Source organism: Cupriavidus sp. IDO (assembly GCF_000812465.1).
Classification (GTDB): Bacteria; Pseudomonadota; Gammaproteobacteria; order Burkholderiales; family Burkholderiaceae; genus Cupriavidus.
In genome coordinates this window covers 65218-79834 of record NZ_JWMA01000007.1, presented here as the reverse complement: position 1 = coordinate 79834, position 14617 = coordinate 65218, and the positions used below count along the sequence as shown (strand labels likewise).

24 protein-coding genes and 1 pseudogene are annotated in these 14617 nt (G+C 63.0%); 24 read left to right on the top strand and 1 reads right to left on the bottom strand.

Translation table 11 applies throughout. The features are described 5' to 3' along the window. Positions 1-96 (top strand): annotated as a pseudogene (locus RM96_RS36690) (elongation factor Tu); the annotation flags it as partial. A 78-nt stretch (positions 97-174) separates the two neighbouring features. Continuing rightward, positions 175-483 carry a 30S ribosomal protein S10 gene (rpsJ, locus tag RM96_RS03235; protein ID WP_006160488.1) on the top strand — a complete coding sequence of 103 codons (309 nt, stop codon included), beginning with the start codon at positions 175-177 and terminating at the stop codon, positions 481-483. A gap of 101 nt (positions 484-584) precedes the next feature. Here the strand turns inward: rpsJ and RM96_RS03230 are convergent, their stop codons facing one another. Next, positions 585-1598: an AraC family transcriptional regulator gene (locus RM96_RS03230; protein WP_039007597.1), complete on the bottom strand. Its 1014-nt coding sequence runs from the start codon at positions 1596-1598 to the stop codon at positions 585-587. A gap of 310 nt (positions 1599-1908) precedes the next feature. On the opposite strand from RM96_RS03230, the gene RM96_RS03225 reads away from it, so the two are divergent. The 22 genes from RM96_RS03225 to rpsE all read left to right on the top strand — a co-directional run bounded on the left by RM96_RS03225 (position 1909) and on the right by rpsE (position 14609). Continuing rightward, positions 1909-3138 carry a dienelactone hydrolase family protein gene (locus RM96_RS03225; protein ID WP_039007595.1) on the top strand — a complete coding sequence of 410 codons (1230 nt, stop codon included), beginning with the start codon at positions 1909-1911 and terminating at the stop codon, positions 3136-3138. Between the two features lie 102 nt (positions 3139-3240). Continuing rightward, positions 3241-4029: an SDR family oxidoreductase gene (locus RM96_RS03220; protein WP_039007593.1), complete on the top strand. Its 789-nt coding sequence runs from the start codon at positions 3241-3243 to the stop codon at positions 4027-4029. Between the two features lie 33 nt (positions 4030-4062). Next, positions 4063-5304, top strand: a complete 1242-nt coding sequence (locus tag RM96_RS03215; protein ID WP_039007591.1) for a styrene monooxygenase/indole monooxygenase family protein — start codon at positions 4063-4065, stop codon at positions 5302-5304. A gap of 1 nt (position 5305) precedes the next feature. Continuing rightward, positions 5306-5806 carry a flavin reductase family protein gene (locus tag RM96_RS03210; protein WP_039007589.1) on the top strand — a complete coding sequence of 167 codons (501 nt, stop codon included), beginning with the start codon at positions 5306-5308 and terminating at the stop codon, positions 5804-5806. A gap of 298 nt (positions 5807-6104) precedes the next feature. Further along, positions 6105-6755 (top strand): 50S ribosomal protein L3, encoded by a 651-nt coding sequence (gene rplC, locus RM96_RS03205; RefSeq protein ID WP_039007588.1) that lies wholly within the window; start codon positions 6105-6107, stop codon positions 6753-6755. Between the two features lie 12 nt (positions 6756-6767). Next, positions 6768-7388 carry a 50S ribosomal protein L4 gene (rplD, locus tag RM96_RS03200; RefSeq protein WP_029047583.1) on the top strand — a complete coding sequence of 207 codons (621 nt, stop codon included), beginning with the start codon at positions 6768-6770 and terminating at the stop codon, positions 7386-7388. Continuing rightward, complete coding sequence (gene rplW, locus RM96_RS03195; protein ID WP_006576245.1) at positions 7385-7699, top strand: 50S ribosomal protein L23; 315 nt, start codon at positions 7385-7387, stop codon at positions 7697-7699. Before rplD ends, rplW begins: the two co-directional genes overlap by 4 nt. Before the next feature lie 2 nt (positions 7700-7701). Then, positions 7702-8532: a 50S ribosomal protein L2 gene (gene rplB, locus RM96_RS03190; RefSeq protein ID WP_039007585.1), complete on the top strand. Its 831-nt coding sequence runs from the start codon at positions 7702-7704 to the stop codon at positions 8530-8532. Positions 8533-8554: 22 nt separating this feature from the next. Beyond that, complete coding sequence (rpsS, locus tag RM96_RS03185) at positions 8555-8830, top strand: 30S ribosomal protein S19 (protein WP_039007581.1); 276 nt, start codon at positions 8555-8557, stop codon at positions 8828-8830. Between the two features lie 9 nt (positions 8831-8839). Beyond that, entirely contained in the window at positions 8840-9169 is a 330-nt protein-coding gene (rplV, locus tag RM96_RS03180; protein ID WP_010812393.1) for a 50S ribosomal protein L22, read from the top strand. A gap of 9 nt (positions 9170-9178) precedes the next feature. Beyond that, positions 9179-9979, top strand: coding sequence for a 30S ribosomal protein S3 (gene rpsC, locus RM96_RS03175; protein WP_039007579.1), 801 nt, complete (start codon positions 9179-9181; stop codon positions 9977-9979). Positions 9980-9981: 2 nt separating this feature from the next. Continuing rightward, positions 9982-10398, top strand: a complete 417-nt coding sequence (gene rplP / locus RM96_RS03170) for a 50S ribosomal protein L16 (RefSeq protein WP_006576240.1) — start codon at positions 9982-9984, stop codon at positions 10396-10398. A gap of 11 nt (positions 10399-10409) precedes the next feature. After that, positions 10410-10604, top strand: coding sequence for a 50S ribosomal protein L29 (gene rpmC / locus RM96_RS03165; protein ID WP_039007569.1), 195 nt, complete (start codon positions 10410-10412; stop codon positions 10602-10604). Continuing rightward, positions 10601-10879, top strand: a complete 279-nt coding sequence (rpsQ, locus tag RM96_RS03160; protein ID WP_011299307.1) for a 30S ribosomal protein S17 — start codon at positions 10601-10603, stop codon at positions 10877-10879. Before rpmC ends, rpsQ begins: the two co-directional genes overlap by 4 nt. 286 nt (positions 10880-11165) lie before the next feature. Then, positions 11166-11534: a 50S ribosomal protein L14 gene (gene rplN / locus RM96_RS03155; RefSeq protein ID WP_017225233.1), complete on the top strand. Its 369-nt coding sequence runs from the start codon at positions 11166-11168 to the stop codon at positions 11532-11534. Between the two features lie 9 nt (positions 11535-11543). Then, positions 11544-11852 (top strand): 50S ribosomal protein L24, encoded by a 309-nt coding sequence (rplX, locus tag RM96_RS03150; RefSeq protein ID WP_039007565.1) that lies wholly within the window; start codon positions 11544-11546, stop codon positions 11850-11852. 25 nt (positions 11853-11877) lie between these two features. Further along, the gene (rplE, locus tag RM96_RS03145) at positions 11878-12420 is read left to right on the top strand and encodes a 50S ribosomal protein L5 (protein WP_020203848.1); all 543 of its coding nucleotides are present in this window, start codon (positions 11878-11880) and stop codon (positions 12418-12420) included. Positions 12421-12429: 9 nt separating this feature from the next. Beyond that, a complete protein-coding gene (rpsN, locus tag RM96_RS03140; RefSeq protein WP_010812385.1) occupies positions 12430-12735 on the top strand; it encodes a 30S ribosomal protein S14 in 306 nt (101 codons plus the stop codon). Between the two features lie 27 nt (positions 12736-12762). Beyond that, positions 12763-13158, top strand: a complete 396-nt coding sequence (gene rpsH, locus RM96_RS03135; protein WP_010812384.1) for a 30S ribosomal protein S8 — start codon at positions 12763-12765, stop codon at positions 13156-13158. 9 nt (positions 13159-13167) lie between these two features. Then, positions 13168-13701 carry a 50S ribosomal protein L6 gene (rplF, locus tag RM96_RS03130; RefSeq protein ID WP_039007561.1) on the top strand — a complete coding sequence of 178 codons (534 nt, stop codon included), beginning with the start codon at positions 13168-13170 and terminating at the stop codon, positions 13699-13701. Between the two features lie 11 nt (positions 13702-13712). After that, on the top strand, positions 13713-14069 hold the full coding sequence (gene rplR / locus RM96_RS03125) for a 50S ribosomal protein L18 (RefSeq protein ID WP_039007610.1): 357 nt from the start codon (positions 13713-13715) through the stop codon (positions 14067-14069). 21 nt (positions 14070-14090) lie between these two features. Then, positions 14091-14609, top strand: coding sequence for a 30S ribosomal protein S5 (rpsE, locus tag RM96_RS03120; protein WP_039007559.1), 519 nt, complete (start codon positions 14091-14093; stop codon positions 14607-14609). Positions 14610-14617 lie beyond the last annotated feature (8 nt).

The window sequence follows — 14617 nt, the reverse complement described above, 5'->3', positions numbered from 1 at the left end:
ATCGCCCCGATCGCCATGGAAGAAGGCCTGCGCTTCGCTATCCGTGAAGGCGGCCGTACCGTCGGCGCCGGCGTCGTGGCAAAGATCCTCGACTAAGCACTTCCTGGGACATGCCCGCGGGCATGTCCCCATTTAACTGGGCACGTTGCCCAATCGCTCTTTTAAGGAAATATCATGCAGAACCAGAAGATCCGTATCCGCCTGAAGGCTTTCGACTATCGCCTGATCGACCAGTCGGCTGCCGAAATCGTGGATACCGCCAAGCGTACCGGCGCGATCGTCAAGGGCCCGGTGCCCCTGCCGACCCGCATCCAGCGCTTCGACATCCTGCGTTCGCCGCACGTCAACAAGACCAGCCGCGATCAGTTCGAGATCCGCACTCACCAGCGCCTGATGGACATCGTCGATCCGACCGACAAGACGGTTGACGCGCTGATGAAGCTCGACCTGCCGGCCGGCGTGGACGTCGAGATCAAGGTGTAATCATGCTTCGGGCCGCATCGGCGGCCTGCTGCAGCAGAACGGCGAACTTCGGTTCGCCGTTTTTTGTTTTCTGGCGGCATGCATTGCGGCCAGGCACCCGACTACCCCCGGCCACGCCGCCGCAGCGTCTCGGCCGGGCACTCGCCAAAAGCCCGCCGGTAGTCGGCGCTGAAGCGCCCGAGGTGCGCAAAGCCCCAGCGCAGCGCCGCGCCCGTCACGGACGACAACGCCGCATCATTGAGCAGGTCGTGCCGTACCCGTTCCAGCCGGACGGTGCGCAGATATGCCATCGGGCTCAGCCCGCGATGTTCCCGGAACCCCGCGTACAGGCTGCGCAGGCTGACGCCCGCAGCCTCGGCCAGCATCGCCGGCGTCAACGCCGCGGCGGCATGGGTATGGATGTACTCCTCGACCACCTTCACATGGCGCGGCGCCAGCGGCTTGCCGCGCTGCTGCAATGCTTCCGACAGGCTATGCGGCTGCAGCGTCAGCAGCGTCCCGATCACCAGTTGCTCAAGCTGGCACGCCGTCAGCGGATGGCGGGCGGCTTCCGGCGCGACGGACAGCATCTCCGCCAGGTACTGCATCAGCTGATACCAGCCGGGGCTGCGCCAGGCCATGCCGAGCTGGAAGCGCAGGGACTGGTTCGGACGATGGCCAAGATAAGCGGCGCAAACGCGCTCCAGCGCGCTGCGCTCCACGCGCACGATCAGCTGGTCGTTGTCGGCACTCCACCGCATCTGCAACGGATCGCTGGGCGTGAGCACGGCAGCGCAGTCCGGCGTCGACAGGATCTGCTGGTTGCCGCAGCGGATATCCGCCTGGCCGGACAGCGGCATCTGCACCAGCAGGAAATCCCCGAGCGGACCCGGATCGATCGTGACATCGGCGCCGTAGGCCAGCCGGTTCAGGGAGACCGCGCCGAGTGGCGCATGATGCATGCGGGCCGACAGGCTCACGCCGCGGATATCCAGCCGGTGCGGCTTGAAGACTTTGCCGACTTCGACGCGGGTCTGCCCGAGGTCGGTGGAGGCGAACACCAGCCTGCCGGCGTCGTGTAGCAAGGCATTCGCCAGCGGCACAGGGGCCCTGGCAGTGGGGGGCAGCTGATGCATTGTCTCGCTCCTCGGGCGTGGCCGCGACGCTGGCCGGCCTCCGCGGCATGGTGCCGGGGCCGTGCGCGCCGCATAGTCCGGGGGAAAACCTTGCCCGGGGCCAGGTGATGGCGATGGCCGCAGGCGGATTTCCACGGAACCACTATAGCGGATCGGCCTGGTGGGCCCCGGGGCCGCGTTGACCGAAGCCGAACTTTCCTGCACTAATCGGATAGTCGCTGCAGCCGGCGGCTAGTTTGCTGCGGTGCGGAGCCACCATCATGGAATCCAGCACGGCAGCCCGATCCCATAACGACAAGGAGCGCAGGCCATGGGCCAGACCATCCAGATCCACTCCCCCGAAGGCAGTTTCAGCGGCTACCTCGCCGTCCCGGCCTCAGGCAAGGGCCCGGGAATCGTGTTGTGCCAGGAGATCTTCGGCGTCAACGCCACCATGCGTCAGGTCGCCGACTATTACGCTGAAGAGGGCTACACCGTTCTGGTTCCGGACCTGTTCTGGCGCCTGTCGCCTGGCATCGAGCTCACGGATCGAGGCGAGGACTTCCAGCGCGCGCTGGGCCTGTACCAGCAATTCGACGAGGGCAGGGGTGTGGAAGACGTCGGCGCCGCGTTGAAGGCGCTGCGTGCCCGGCCGGAATGCGTCGGACAGACTGGCGTGCTTGGCTTCTGCCTCGGCGGCAAGCTCGCCTACCTGGCGGCGTGCCGGCTGCCGGACGTAGCCTGCGCCGTCGCCTACTACGGCGTGGGCATCGAGCATGCGCTGGAAGAGGCGTCTGACGTACGAGGCCGGCTGGTGCTGCATATCGCCGAGCGAGACGGCTTCTGTCCGCCCGAAGCGCAGGCAGAAATCCGCGAGCGCCTGGCTGGCCGAGAGAACATCGAGCTCTACGTCTACCCTAGCGTCGATCACGCCTTTGCGCGCGTCGGCGGCGAACATTTCGACAAGGCTTCGGCACTAATGGCGCACCAGCGCTCGATCGCCGCGCTTCGCCGCGAGATGGAGCCGCACTACGATTTCTCGGCGCTGTGGGACAAGCATTGCGAGTACGAATTCGGTACGCGCGACGTGGATGCCACCATGGCAACCATGGTGCCCGAGCCCTACGTCAACCATATCCCCACCATGACGGGCGGCGTCGGCTACCAGCAGCTCAAACGCTTCTACCAGAACCATTTCGTCCATAGCAATCCGCCCGACACCACGCTGATCCCGCTGTCGCGCACCATCGGTGCCAACCAGATCGTGGACGAACTGCTGTTCTGCTTTACCCACACCTGCGAGATCGACTGGATGCTCCCAGGGGTGCCGCCGACCGGCAAGCGCGTCGAGATTCCGCTGGTCGCAATCGTCAAGTTCCGCGGCGACAAGCTCTATCACGAGCACATCTACTGGGACCAGGCCAGCGTGCTGGTGCAGATCGGCAAGCTCGATCCGGCGGGTTTGCCGGTGGCCGGCATCGAGACCGGCCGCAAGCTGCTCGATGAAACGCTGCCTTCCAACACGCTGATGTCGCGCTGGAAGGAAAGTGAAGGCAAGTAAGAGGAAGCGGGCGGGCAGGCAAGGCTGCCCGCCAGATCCCGGAAGCGAAGCACGGAGATGGCGCGCAGGCGCCGGTCCTCACACAACACAGGAGACAGCACCATGGAAGGATTGCAGGGCAAGGTTGCCATCGTCACCGGCGGCGCCACGCTGATCGGCGCTGGCGTGGCCAAGGCGTTTATCGCGGCGGGCACACGCGTGGCGATTCTCGACATCGATGCCGCCGGCGGCGAGCGTGTCGCTGCCGAACTGGGGCCGCAAGCGCTGTTCGTGCATACCGATATCACACGCGATGACCAGGTGCAGGCCGCGGTGGCGCAGGTGGCCCGGCAGTTCGGAGGCATCGACTATCTCGTCAACCTGGCATGCACCTATCTGGACGACGGCTTCAGGTCCAGCCGTCCGGACTGGCTGGCCGCGCTGGACGTCAACGTCGTGTCCGGCGTGATGCTGGCGCAGGCCGTCCATCCCTACATGCGCGAGCGCGGCGCTGGGGCCATCGTCAACTTCACCAGCATCTCCGCCAATGTCGCGCAGACCGGGCGCTGGCTCTATCCGGTTTCGAAGGCCGCGATCGCACAGCTGACGCGGAGCATGGCGATGGACCTTGCGCCCGACCGGATTCGCGTCAACTCGGTGTCGCCGGGCTGGACCTGGTGCCGGCTGATGGACGAAGTCAGCGGCGGCAACCGTGCGCGCACCGATGCCGTGGCCGCGCCGTTCCACCTGCTCGGCCGCGTAGGTGAGCCCGACGAAGTGGCGCAGGTCGTGCTGTTCCTCTGTTCCGACCACGCCAGCTTCGTCACCGGCGCCGACTACGCCGTCGACGGCGGCTATTCCGCCATGGGCCCGGAGCAGAACGTGCCCGCCATCGGCAAGCTGGCCGGCTGAACGCCGCCGAACGTACCTTCAGGAGACAACGTCATGAGCCAACGCATCGCCATCGTCGGGGCTGGCCAGTCGGGCCTGCAAATGGCCCTCGGGCTGCAAGCCCAAGGATATCGGGTCACGCTGCTGTCCAACCGGACGCCTGACCAGATCCGCGCCGGAAAGGTCATGTCCAGCCAGTGCATGTTCGACCGCGCGCTGCAGACCGAGCGCGAGCTGGGCCTGAACTGGTGGGACGACTCTTGCCCGCCGGTGCAAGGCATCGGCCTGGCCGTGCCGCATCCCGAGCTGCCGGGCGCCAGGCTGATCGACTGGGCGGCAGAACTAGACCATCCCGCCCAGGCGGTCGACCAGCGTCTGAAGATGCCTGCCTGGATGGAAGCCTTTGTCGCGCGCGGCGGTGACCTGCGCATTGTCGACGTCGGCCTGGACGAGCTGGAGGCGCTGACGCTCGAGCACGACCTGGTGCTGCTGGCCGCAGGCAAGGGCGAGATCGTCGGGCGCTTCGAGCGCGATGCTTCGCGCAGTCCCTTCGACAGGCCGCAACGCGCGCTGGCGCTGACGTATGTGTCCGGCATGACGCCGCGCACGCCGTTCTCGCGGGTTTGCTTCAACCTGATACCGGGCATCGGCGAATACTTCGTCTTTCCTGCGCAGACCTTGTCCGGTCCCTGCGAGATCATGGTGTTCGAAGGCATCCCGGGCGGCCCGATGGACCGCTGGGCCGAGGCCCGCACGCCCGAGGAGCACCTGGCCGAGAGCCTGCGCATCCTGCGCACATGGCTGCCGTGGGAAGCCGAGCGTTGCGAGCGCGTGGCATTGACCGATGCCAATGGCATCCTTGCCGGCCGCTTTGCGCCGACAGTGCGCAAGCCTGTACTGACGCTGCCGTCCGGCCGCCTGGTGTTTGGCATGGCCGACGCCGTGGTGGTCAACGATCCCATCACCGGACAGGGTTCGAACAATGCGGCCAAATGCTGCAAGGTGTATCTCGATGCCATCCTGGCGCACGGCGACGGGCCCTTCGACGCGGCCTGGATGGAGCGCACCTTTGCCCGCTACTGGGAATATGCGAGCGACGTGGTGACCTGGACCAATACGCTGCTCACCCCGCCGGCGCCGCACATCCTGGCGCTGCTGGGCGCGGCCGGACAGGCGCCGGCGCTGGCGTCGCGCATCGCCAATGGCTTCGACAATCCGCCGGATTACTTCCCGTGGTGGACCGATCCGCAGGCCTGCCATCAGCTGATCAACCAGTACGTCGCAGAGGCAGCCTGACATGACAACCGCCACGCCAGCCACGCATTGCCACGATCCTCGCGAACTACGCCGGGTTTGCGGCCGCTACGCGACCGGCGTGGCCGTCATCGGCGCCTGCGGTGCGCAGGGCAGGCCGGTCGGCCTGACGGTGAACTCGTTCGCCTCGCTGTCGCTGTCGCCGCCGCTGATCCTGTGGAGCCTGGCCATGCATTCGCCGAATGCCGGCCTGTTCGCGCCGGGGACACCTTTCGGCGTCAGCATCCTGCGCGCGGGGCACGGTGATCTGGCCCGTCGCTTTGCCACGCCATCGCCGGACAAATTCGCCGGCGTCGCCTACGGCCGGTGCGAGCGAGGCGTTCCATACCTCGACGACGCGCTTGCGACGCTCGCCTGCCGCGTGGAGCGGGCGGATCCGGTGGGCGATCACCTTCTGATCGTGGGCGCCGTCGAGGCCTTCGAGGCGGGGGAAGGCGAGCCCCTCGTTTTCTATGGGGGCGATTTCGTGCGCATCGCGGCCTGACTCTCGGCGGTCGCGGGCCCAACGGGTCACTTCCAGACTTCCCCGTCGCCTTCGCGCTACATCCCAAGCCACGAAAGCGCCACCACAGCGGCAATCCTGCCTACAACATTGCAGGGAAATCTGCAATTCATATTGCCCTTTCCAAACCGCTGCGATATAGTGTAAGGCTACCCGTTTCCTCGGGTAGTGGGCTGGCCATTTTGGCCGTGCGCAGTCTTGTTTAGCGCAGGCCCACAGCAAACACAGTTTTCGTGTATCAATCAGCCCCGGCCAATCGCAGCTGGGAATGGAGCAAACCATGAGCCTTGGCCTTGTAGGTCGCAAGGTTGGCATGACCCGTATTTTCACGGACGACGGTGATTCGATTCCCGTTACCGTGGTAGAGGTCGGCGACAACCGCGTGACGCAAATCAAGACGGACGAGACCGACGGTTATACCGCGGTTCAAGTCACCTTCGGCGCACGACGCGCAAGCCGCGTCACCAAGCCGCTGGCGGGTCACCTCGCCAAAGCCGGCGTGGAAGCCGGCGAAATCATCCGCGAATTCCGTATCGATGCAGCCAAGGCTGCCGAACTGCAAGCTGGCGGTTCGCTGTCGGTCGACCTGTTCGAAGTCGGTCAGAAGATCGACGTGCAGGGCGTGACGATCGGTAAGGGCTACGCCGGTACCATCAAGCGCTACCACTTCTCGTCCGGCCGTGCCACCCACGGTAACTCGCGCTCGCACAATGTGCCGGGCTCGATCGGTATGGCGCAGGATCCGGGCCGCGTGTTCCCGGGCAAGCGCATGACCGGCCACCTGGGCGATGTCACCCGCACCGTGCAGAACCTGGAGATCGCCAAGATCGACGCAGAGCGCAAGCTGCTGCTGGTCAAGGGCGCGATCCCCGGCTCCAAGGGCGGCAAGGTCATCGTCACCCCGGCCGTCAAGGCCAAAGCCAAAGCTTAAGGAGCGGAATCAATGGAACTCAAGCTCCTCCAGGACAATGGCCAGATCGGCGCAGGCGTAGCCGCCTCCCCCGAAGTGTTCGGCCGTGACTACAACGAGGCCCTCGTTCACCAGATCGTCGTCGCTTACCAGGCCAACGCTCGCAGCGGTAACCGTAAGCAGAAGGATCGTGAAGAGGTCAAGCACACGACCAAGAAGCCGTGGCGCCAGAAGGGTACGGGCCGTGCTCGTGCCGGTATGTCTTCCTCGCCGCTGTGGCGCGGGGGCGGCCGTATCTTCCCGAATTCGCCGGAAGAGAACTTCAGCCAGAAGGTCAACAAGAAGATGTTCCGTGCCGGCATGCGCTCGATTTACTCGCAGCTCGCACGTGAAGGCCGTATCAACGTGGTAGACGGTTTCACTGTCGACGCGCCCAAGACCAAGCTCTTGGCCGACAAGTTCAAGGCCATGGGCCTGGACTCGGTGCTGATCATCACCGACAGCCTCGACGAAAACCTCTACCTGGCTTCGCGCAACCTGCCGCACGTGGCAGTTGTCGAGCCGCGCCAGGCTGACCCGCTGTCGCTCGTGCACTACAAGAAGGTGCTGGTGACCAAGGCAGCCGTCGCGCAGATCGAGGAGTTGCTGAAATGACGCAAGTAGCCAAGAACGATCATCGTTTGATGCAGGTGCTGCTCGCGCCGGTGGTTTCCGAAAAGGCAACCCTGGTCGCCGACAAGAATGAACAAGTCGTGTTCGAAGTGGCCCGCGATGCCAACAAGGCAGAAGTGAAGGCCGCCGTCGAACTGCTGTTCAAGGTCGAGGTGCAGTCCGTTCAGATCCTGAACCAGAAGGGCAAGCAAAAGCGCTTCGGTCGCTTCATGGGGCGTCGCAACCACGTGAAGAAGGCCTACGTTTCGCTGAAGCCGGGTCAGGAAATCAATTTTGAAGCGGAGGCCAAGTAATCATGGCACTCGTCAAGACCAAACCGACTTCCCCGGGCCGCCGCTCGATGGTGAAGGTCGTGAACAACGACCTGCACAAGGGCGCCCCGCACGCTCCGCTGCTGGAAAAGCAATTCCAGAAGTCGGGTCGTAACAACAACGGTCACATCACCACCCGTCACAAGGGCGGTGGTCATAAGCACCACTACCGCGTGGTCGACTTCAAGCGCAACGATAAGGACGGCATCCCCGCCAAGGTCGAGCGCCTGGAATACGATCCGAACCGCAGCGCCAATATCGCGCTGGTGCTGTTCGCCGACGGCGAGCGCCGCTACATCATCGCCACCAAGGGCATGGTTGCCGGCCAGTCGCTGCTGAACGGCTCGGAAGCGCCGATCAAGGCTGGCAACAACCTGCCGATCCGCAACATCCCGGTCGGTACCACGATCAACAACGTGGAAATGCTGCCGGGCAAGGGCGCCCAGATCGCGCGCGCTGCAGGCGGTTCCGCCGTGCTGCTGGCTCGCGAGGGCGTCTACGCCCAGGTGCGTCTGCGCTCCGGTGAAGTGCGTCGCGTGCACATCGAGTGCCGCGCCACCATCGGTGAAGTGGGCAACGAAGAGCACAGCCTGCGCGTCATCGGCAAGGCCGGTGCCACTCGCTGGCGCGGTATCCGCCCGACGGTGCGTGGTGTCGTGATGAACCCGGTGGATCACCCGCACGGTGGTGGTGAAGGCAAGACCGCCGCTGGTCGCGATCCGGTTTCGCCGTGGGGTACCCCGGCCAAGGGTTACCGTACCCGCAGCAACAAGCGCACTGCCAGCATGATCGTGCAGAAGCGCCACAAGCGTTAATCGGTAGGTAGGAGCCTAGAACATGACACGTTCCGCAAAAAAGGGTCCGTTCTGTGACGCCCACCTGCTGAAAAAGGTGGAAGCGGCCACGGGCGGCAAGGACAAGAAGCCCATCAAGACTTGGTCGCGTCGCTCGACCATTCTGCCGGAGTTCATCGGCCTGACGATCGCCGTTCACAACGGCCGTCAACACGTGCCGGTGTACGTTACGGAAAACATGGTTGGCCACAAGCTCGGCGAATTTGCGCTCACCCGCACGTTCAAGGGCCACGCGGCTGACAAGAAAGCGAAGAGGTAAGGTGCCATCATGGAAGTGAAAGCGATTCATCGCGGTGCCCGCATCTCCGCCCAGAAGACGCGCCTGGTCGCTGACCAGATCCGTGGTCTGCCGATCGAGCGCGCGCTCAACGTCCTGACGTTCAGCCCGAAAAAGGCTGCCGGGATCGTGAAGAAGGTGGTCGAATCGGCCATCGCCAACGCCGAGCACAACGAAGGCGCCGACATCGACGAACTGAAGGTCAAATCGATCTTCGTCGACAAGGCAACCTCGCTCAAGCGTTTCACGGCACGGGCAAAGGGCCGCGGCAACCGCATCGAGAAACAAACCTGTCACATCACTGTGACGCTCGGCAACTAAGGAGTCACGATGGGACAGAAGATTCATCCGACTGGCTTCCGTCTGGCCGTCAGCCGTAACTGGGCTTCGCGTTGGTACGCCAACAACACGAAGTTCGCCGGCATGCTGAAAGAAGACATCGAAGTTCGCGACTTTCTGAAGAAGAAGCTCAAGAACGCATCGGTTGGCCGCGTCGTGATCGAGCGCCCCGCCCGCAATGCCCGTATCACCATTTACAGCTCGCGTCCGGGCGTGGTGATCGGCAAGAAGGGTGAGGACATCGAACTGCTCAAGGCCGAGCTGCAACGTCGCATGGGCGTGCCCGTGCACGTGAACATCGAGGAAATCCGCAAGCCGGAAACCGATGCTCAGCTGATCGCCGATTCGATCACCCAGCAGCTCGAGCGCCGCATCATGTTCCGCCGCGCCATGAAGCGCGCGATGCAGAACGCGATGCGCCTGGGCGCCCAGGGCATCAAGATCATGAGCTCGGGCCGTCTGAACGGTATCGAAATCGCACGTACCGAGTGGTACCGCGAAGGTCGTGTGCCCCTGCACACCCTGCGCGCCGACATCGACTACGGCTTCTCCGAAGCAGAAACCACCTACGGCATCATCGGTGTCAAGGTGTGGGTCTACAAGGGGGATCACCTCGGCCGCAATGACGCGCCGGTGGTGGAAGAGCCGCAAGACGACCGTCGTCGTCGCCCGGGTCGTCCGGAAGGCCGCCGCCGTGAAGGCGAAGGCCGTCCGGGTGGCAACCGTCGCGGTGGCGCCGGTGCAGGTGCCGGTCGCCGCGCTGCGCCCGGCGATGCGAAGAGTGGAGAATAACGATGCTGCAACCGAAGCGCAGAAAATATCGCAAGGAGCAGAAAGGCCGCAACACGGGTAAAGCTACCCGTGGCAACGCCGTGTCTTTCGGCGAATTCGGCCTGAAGGCAATGGGCCGTGGCCGTCTGACCGCTCGTCAGATCGAGTCGGCACGTCGTGCGATGACCCGTCACATCAAGCGTGGGGGTCGCATCTGGATCCGGATTTTCCCGGACAAGCCGATCTCGAAGAAGCCTGCCGAAGTCCGTATGGGTAACGGTAAGGGTAATCCGGAATACTACGTGGCTGAAATCCAGCCGGGCAAGATGCTGTACGAAATGGATGGCGTGAGCGAAGAGCTGGCGCGTGAGGCGTTCCGCCTCGCGGCAGCCAAGCTGCCGATCGCCACCAATTTCGTGGTGCGCCAGGTCGGGACGTAAGGAGAGCAGGGATGAAAGCATCCGAACTTCGCGGCAAGGACGCCGCCGGGCTGAACCAGGAGCTCTCCGAGCTGCTGAAGGCCCAATTTAGCCTGCGCATGCAAAAGGCGACCCAACAGCTGCAGAACACCAGCCAGCTGAAGAAGGTTCGCAAGGACATCGCGCGAGTGCAAACCGTGCTGAATGAAAAGGCGAACGCGAAATGACTGAAGCTGCAAAAACGGAAACGTCGCTTCGCCGCACCCTCGTCGGTCGTGTGGTAAGCGACAAGATGGACAAGACCGTTACGGTCCTCGTTGAAAACCGCGTCAAGCATCCTCTGTACGGCAAGTACGTGCTGCGTTCCAAGAAGTACCACGCACACGACGAAGCCAACCAGTACAAGGAAGGCGACAAGGTCGAGATCCAGGAAGGCCGTCCGCTGTCGCGGACCAAGTCCTGGGTGGTTTCCCGGCTGGTAGAGGCGGCACGCGTCATCTAAAAACCACAGGTTTTTAGGTTGACTTGCAAGTCCAGGGTTATGTGCTATAATCCTGGACTTCCGCTTTATTGCGTTCGCCTTAGCTGTGCCACCCAGGCGGGCCTCTGGAGCGAGCCAAGGCCAAGCGGCCCTGAGTATTGATTGTTCAGATCGCCTGGCTACTACCGACTTCAAAGTTGATCAACCCAAGCGGGGCTGGCGCAAAGCTGGTGCCGACGGGACCAAGACTGACCGGTGGGCTTGAATTTTGTAGAGTCCGGCGGATTAAGTTGGGAAGACAAACACCATGATTCAGACAGAAAGCCGGCTCGAAGTGGCCGATAACACTGGTGCGCGCGAAGTGCTGTGCATCAAAGTGCTGGGTGGGTCCAAGCGCCGCTATGCGAGCGTGGGCGACATCATCAAGGTGACCGTCAAGGACGCAGCGCCGCGCGGTCGCGTTAAGAAGGGCGATATCTACAACGCCGTCGTCGTGCGTACCGCCAAGGGCGTGCGCCGCGCTGACGGTTCGCTCGTCAAGTTCGACAGCAATGCTGCTGTCCTGCTGAACACCAAGCTCGAGCCGATCGGCACCCGTATCTTCGGGCCGGTGACTCGTGAACTCCGTACCGAGCGCTTCATGAAGATCGTGTCGCTCGCGCCGGAAGTGCTGTAAGGAGCCGCCATGAACAAGATTCGCAAAGGCGACGAGGTCATCGTTCTGACCGGCAAGGACAAGGGCAAGCGCGGTGTCGTGCAAGCCGTGCTCGGCGACAAGATCGCTGTGGAAGGCGTGAACATCGCCAAGAAGCACGCTCGCCCGAACCCGATGCTGGGCACCACCGGTGGTGTGGTCGACAAGGTCATGCCGCTGCATATTTCCAACGTTGCGCTCGTGGATGCCAATGGCAAGCCGTCGCGCGTCGGCATCAAGGTGGAAGACGGCAAGCGCGTGCGCGTGCTGAAGACCACCGGCGCCGTCGTGGCCGCTTGATTCTGGGCAAGGATAGGAGTTGAGCATGACAGCACGTCTGCAAGAGTTTTACAAAGAACAGGTTGTGCCGAAACTGATCGAGCAGTTCGGCTACAAGTCGGTCATGGAAGTGCCGCGCATCACCAAGATCACCCTGAACATGGGTCTTGGCGAAGCCATCAATGACAAGAAGGTCATTGAGCTGGCCGTGGGCGACCTGACCAAGATCGCCGGCCAGAAGCCGGTGGTGACCAAGGCGAAGAAGGCTATTGCCGGCTTCAAGATCCGCCAGGGCTACCCCATCGGTGCGATGGTGACCCTGCGCGGTGAGCGCATGTTCGAATTCCTCGATCGTTTCGTTACCGTGGCACTGCCGCGCGTGCGTGACTTCCGTGGTGTGTCGGGCCGTTCGTTCGACGGTCGTGGCAACTACAACATCGGTGTGAAAGAGCAGATCATTTTCCCCGAAATCGAGTACGACAAGATCGACGCACTGCGTGGTCTGAACATCAGCATCACGACGACGGCGAAGAACGACGAGGAAGCCAAGGCACTCCTCGGTGCGTTCAAGTTCCCGTTCCGCAATTAAGGGGTTACCGTGGCTAAACTGGCTCTGATTGAACGTGAGAAGAAGCGCGCCAAGCTGGTGGCGAAGTATGCCGCCAAGCGCGCCAACCTCAAGGCCATTATCGACGACCAAGAGAAGTCGGAAGAAGAGCGTTACAGCGCGCGTCTCGAGCTGCAACAGCTCCCGCGCAACGCGAACCCGACTCGCCAGCGTAACCGCTGCGCGATCACCGGTCGTCCCCGCGGTACCTTCCGCAAGTTTGGCCTGGCGCGTAACAAGATCCGCGAAATCGCCTTCAAGGGCGAAATCCCGGGTCTGACGAAAGCCAGCTGGTAATTACGCACAGGCTACAGGAGAAACAGTATGAGCATGAGCGATCCTATCGCCGATATGCTGACGCGCATCCGCAACGCCCAGGGCGTGCAGAAGGCGTCGGTTGTCATGCCGTCGTCGAAGCTGAAAGTGGCAATCGCCAAGGTCCTGAAGGACGAAGGCTATATCGACGACTACGCCGTCCAGGAAGATGGCGGCAAGGCACAACTGAGCATCGGTCTCAAGTACTACGCCGGCCGTCCGGTGATCGAGCGCATCGAGCGTGTCTCGAAGCCCGGTCTGCGCGTGTACAAGGGCCGCAGCGACATCCCGCAAGTGATGAACGGCCTGGGTGTGGCGATCATTTCGACCCCGCAGGGTCTGATGACCGACCGCAAGGCACGTGCCACTGGCGTGGGCGGCGAAGTTCTTTGCTACGTCGCTTAAGGAGTAACCATGTCCCGTGTAGGTAAGGCTCCCATCGCGCTCCCCAAGGGCGCGGAAGTGAACGTGGCGGCCGGCGTGCTCTCCGTGAAGGGCCCGCTGGGTACGCTGTCCCAGCCGATTCACAGTCTGGTCAAGGTCAATGTCGAAAACGACACGCTGACCTTCTCGCCGGCTGACGAGTCGCGTGAAGCAAACGCTCTGCAAGGCACCATGCGCGCCCTCGTGGCAAACATGGTCAAGGGCGTGACCACCGGTTTCGAGCGCAAGCTGAACCTCGTCGGCGTGGGCTATCGTGCCCAGCTGCAAGGCGCTGCGCTGAAGCTCCAGCTTGGTTTCTCGCACGACGTGATCCATGAGATGCCGGAAGGCGTGAAGGCGGAAACGCCGACGCAGACCGAGATCATCATCAAGGGTGCGGACAAGCAGAAAGTCGGTCAGGTTGCCGCGGAAGTCCGCGCGTACCGTCCGCCTGAGCCCTACAAGGGCAAGGGTGTTCGCTACGCAGACGAGCGCGTCATCCTGAAGGAAACCAAGAAGAAGTAAGGGGTGCAATGATGAACAAGAAAGACGCTCGTTTGCGCCGTGCACGTCAGACCCGCGCCAAGATCGCGGAGATGAAAGTCAATCGTCTGACCGTGTTCCGTACGAATTCGCATATTTACGCCCAGGTCTTCTCGCCGTGCGGCACGCAAGTGCTGGCTTCGGCTTCGACCGCAGAGGCGGAAGTCCGCAAGGAACTGACTGGCAACGGTGCTACCACCGCTGCCGCTACCGTGGTTGGCAAGCGCATCGCCGAAAAGGCGAAGGCTGCCGGCGTGGAAACCGTCGCGTTCGATCGCGCCGGCTTCCGCTTCCACGGTCGCGTGAAGGCACTGGCTGACGCTGCCCGCGAAGCCGGCCTCAAGTTCTAAGCGCACAAAGAGAGATACGTCATGGCAAAGATGCAAGCAAAAGTCCAGCAGGACGAACGCGACGACGGCCTCCGCGAGAAGATGATCTCGGTCAACCGCGTCACCAAGGTGGTGAAGGGCGGCCGGATTCTCGGTTTCGCAGCGCTGACCGTGGTTGGTGACGGCGATGGCCGCATCGGCATGGGCAAGGGCAAGGCCAAGGAAGTGCCCGTTGCAGTTCAGAAGGCAATGGACGAAGCCCGTCGCAAGATGGTCAAGGTCGCGCTGAAGAACGGCACGCTGCAACACGAAGTCGTTGGCAAGCACGGCGCCGCCAAGGTGCTGATGATGCCCGCCAAGGAAGGTACCGGCGTGATCGCTGGTGGTCCGATGCGCGCGATTTTCGAAGTGATGGGCGTGACCAACGTGGTGACCAAGTCGCACGGCTCGACCAACCCCTACAACATGGTTCGCGCAACCCTCGACGGCCTGCAGAAGATGAGCACGCCTTCGGAGATCGCTGCGAAGCGTGGCAAGTCGGTCGAAGACATCCTCGGCTAAGGTGAACG

Coding starts and splice junctions, on each gene's coding strand:
- rpsJ (WP_006160488.1), top strand. CDS start 175: ATGCAGAACCAGAAGATCCGTATCCGCCTGAAGGCTTTCGACTATCGC.
- RM96_RS03230 (WP_039007597.1), bottom strand. CDS start 1,598: ATGCATCAGCTGCCCCCCACTGCCAGGGCCCCTGTGCCGCTGGCGAAT.
- RM96_RS03225 (WP_039007595.1), top strand. CDS start 1,909: ATGGGCCAGACCATCCAGATCCACTCCCCCGAAGGCAGTTTCAGCGGC.
- RM96_RS03220 (WP_039007593.1), top strand. CDS start 3,241: ATGGAAGGATTGCAGGGCAAGGTTGCCATCGTCACCGGCGGCGCCACG.
- RM96_RS03215 (WP_039007591.1), top strand. CDS start 4,063: ATGAGCCAACGCATCGCCATCGTCGGGGCTGGCCAGTCGGGCCTGCAA.
- RM96_RS03210 (WP_039007589.1), top strand. CDS start 5,306: ATGACAACCGCCACGCCAGCCACGCATTGCCACGATCCTCGCGAACTA.
- rplC (WP_039007588.1), top strand. CDS start 6,105: ATGAGCCTTGGCCTTGTAGGTCGCAAGGTTGGCATGACCCGTATTTTC.
- rplD (WP_029047583.1), top strand. CDS start 6,768: ATGGAACTCAAGCTCCTCCAGGACAATGGCCAGATCGGCGCAGGCGTA.
- rplW (WP_006576245.1), top strand. CDS start 7,385: ATGACGCAAGTAGCCAAGAACGATCATCGTTTGATGCAGGTGCTGCTC.
- rplB (WP_039007585.1), top strand. CDS start 7,702: ATGGCACTCGTCAAGACCAAACCGACTTCCCCGGGCCGCCGCTCGATG.
- rpsS (WP_039007581.1), top strand. CDS start 8,555: ATGACACGTTCCGCAAAAAAGGGTCCGTTCTGTGACGCCCACCTGCTG.
- rplV (WP_010812393.1), top strand. CDS start 8,840: ATGGAAGTGAAAGCGATTCATCGCGGTGCCCGCATCTCCGCCCAGAAG.
- rpsC (WP_039007579.1), top strand. CDS start 9,179: ATGGGACAGAAGATTCATCCGACTGGCTTCCGTCTGGCCGTCAGCCGT.
- rplP (WP_006576240.1), top strand. CDS start 9,982: ATGCTGCAACCGAAGCGCAGAAAATATCGCAAGGAGCAGAAAGGCCGC.
- rpmC (WP_039007569.1), top strand. CDS start 10,410: ATGAAAGCATCCGAACTTCGCGGCAAGGACGCCGCCGGGCTGAACCAG.
- rpsQ (WP_011299307.1), top strand. CDS start 10,601: ATGACTGAAGCTGCAAAAACGGAAACGTCGCTTCGCCGCACCCTCGTC.
- rplN (WP_017225233.1), top strand. CDS start 11,166: ATGATTCAGACAGAAAGCCGGCTCGAAGTGGCCGATAACACTGGTGCG.
- rplX (WP_039007565.1), top strand. CDS start 11,544: ATGAACAAGATTCGCAAAGGCGACGAGGTCATCGTTCTGACCGGCAAG.
- rplE (WP_020203848.1), top strand. CDS start 11,878: ATGACAGCACGTCTGCAAGAGTTTTACAAAGAACAGGTTGTGCCGAAA.
- rpsH (WP_010812384.1), top strand. CDS start 12,763: ATGAGCATGAGCGATCCTATCGCCGATATGCTGACGCGCATCCGCAAC.
- rplF (WP_039007561.1), top strand. CDS start 13,168: ATGTCCCGTGTAGGTAAGGCTCCCATCGCGCTCCCCAAGGGCGCGGAA.
- rplR (WP_039007610.1), top strand. CDS start 13,713: ATGAACAAGAAAGACGCTCGTTTGCGCCGTGCACGTCAGACCCGCGCC.
- rpsE (WP_039007559.1), top strand. CDS start 14,091: ATGGCAAAGATGCAAGCAAAAGTCCAGCAGGACGAACGCGACGACGGC.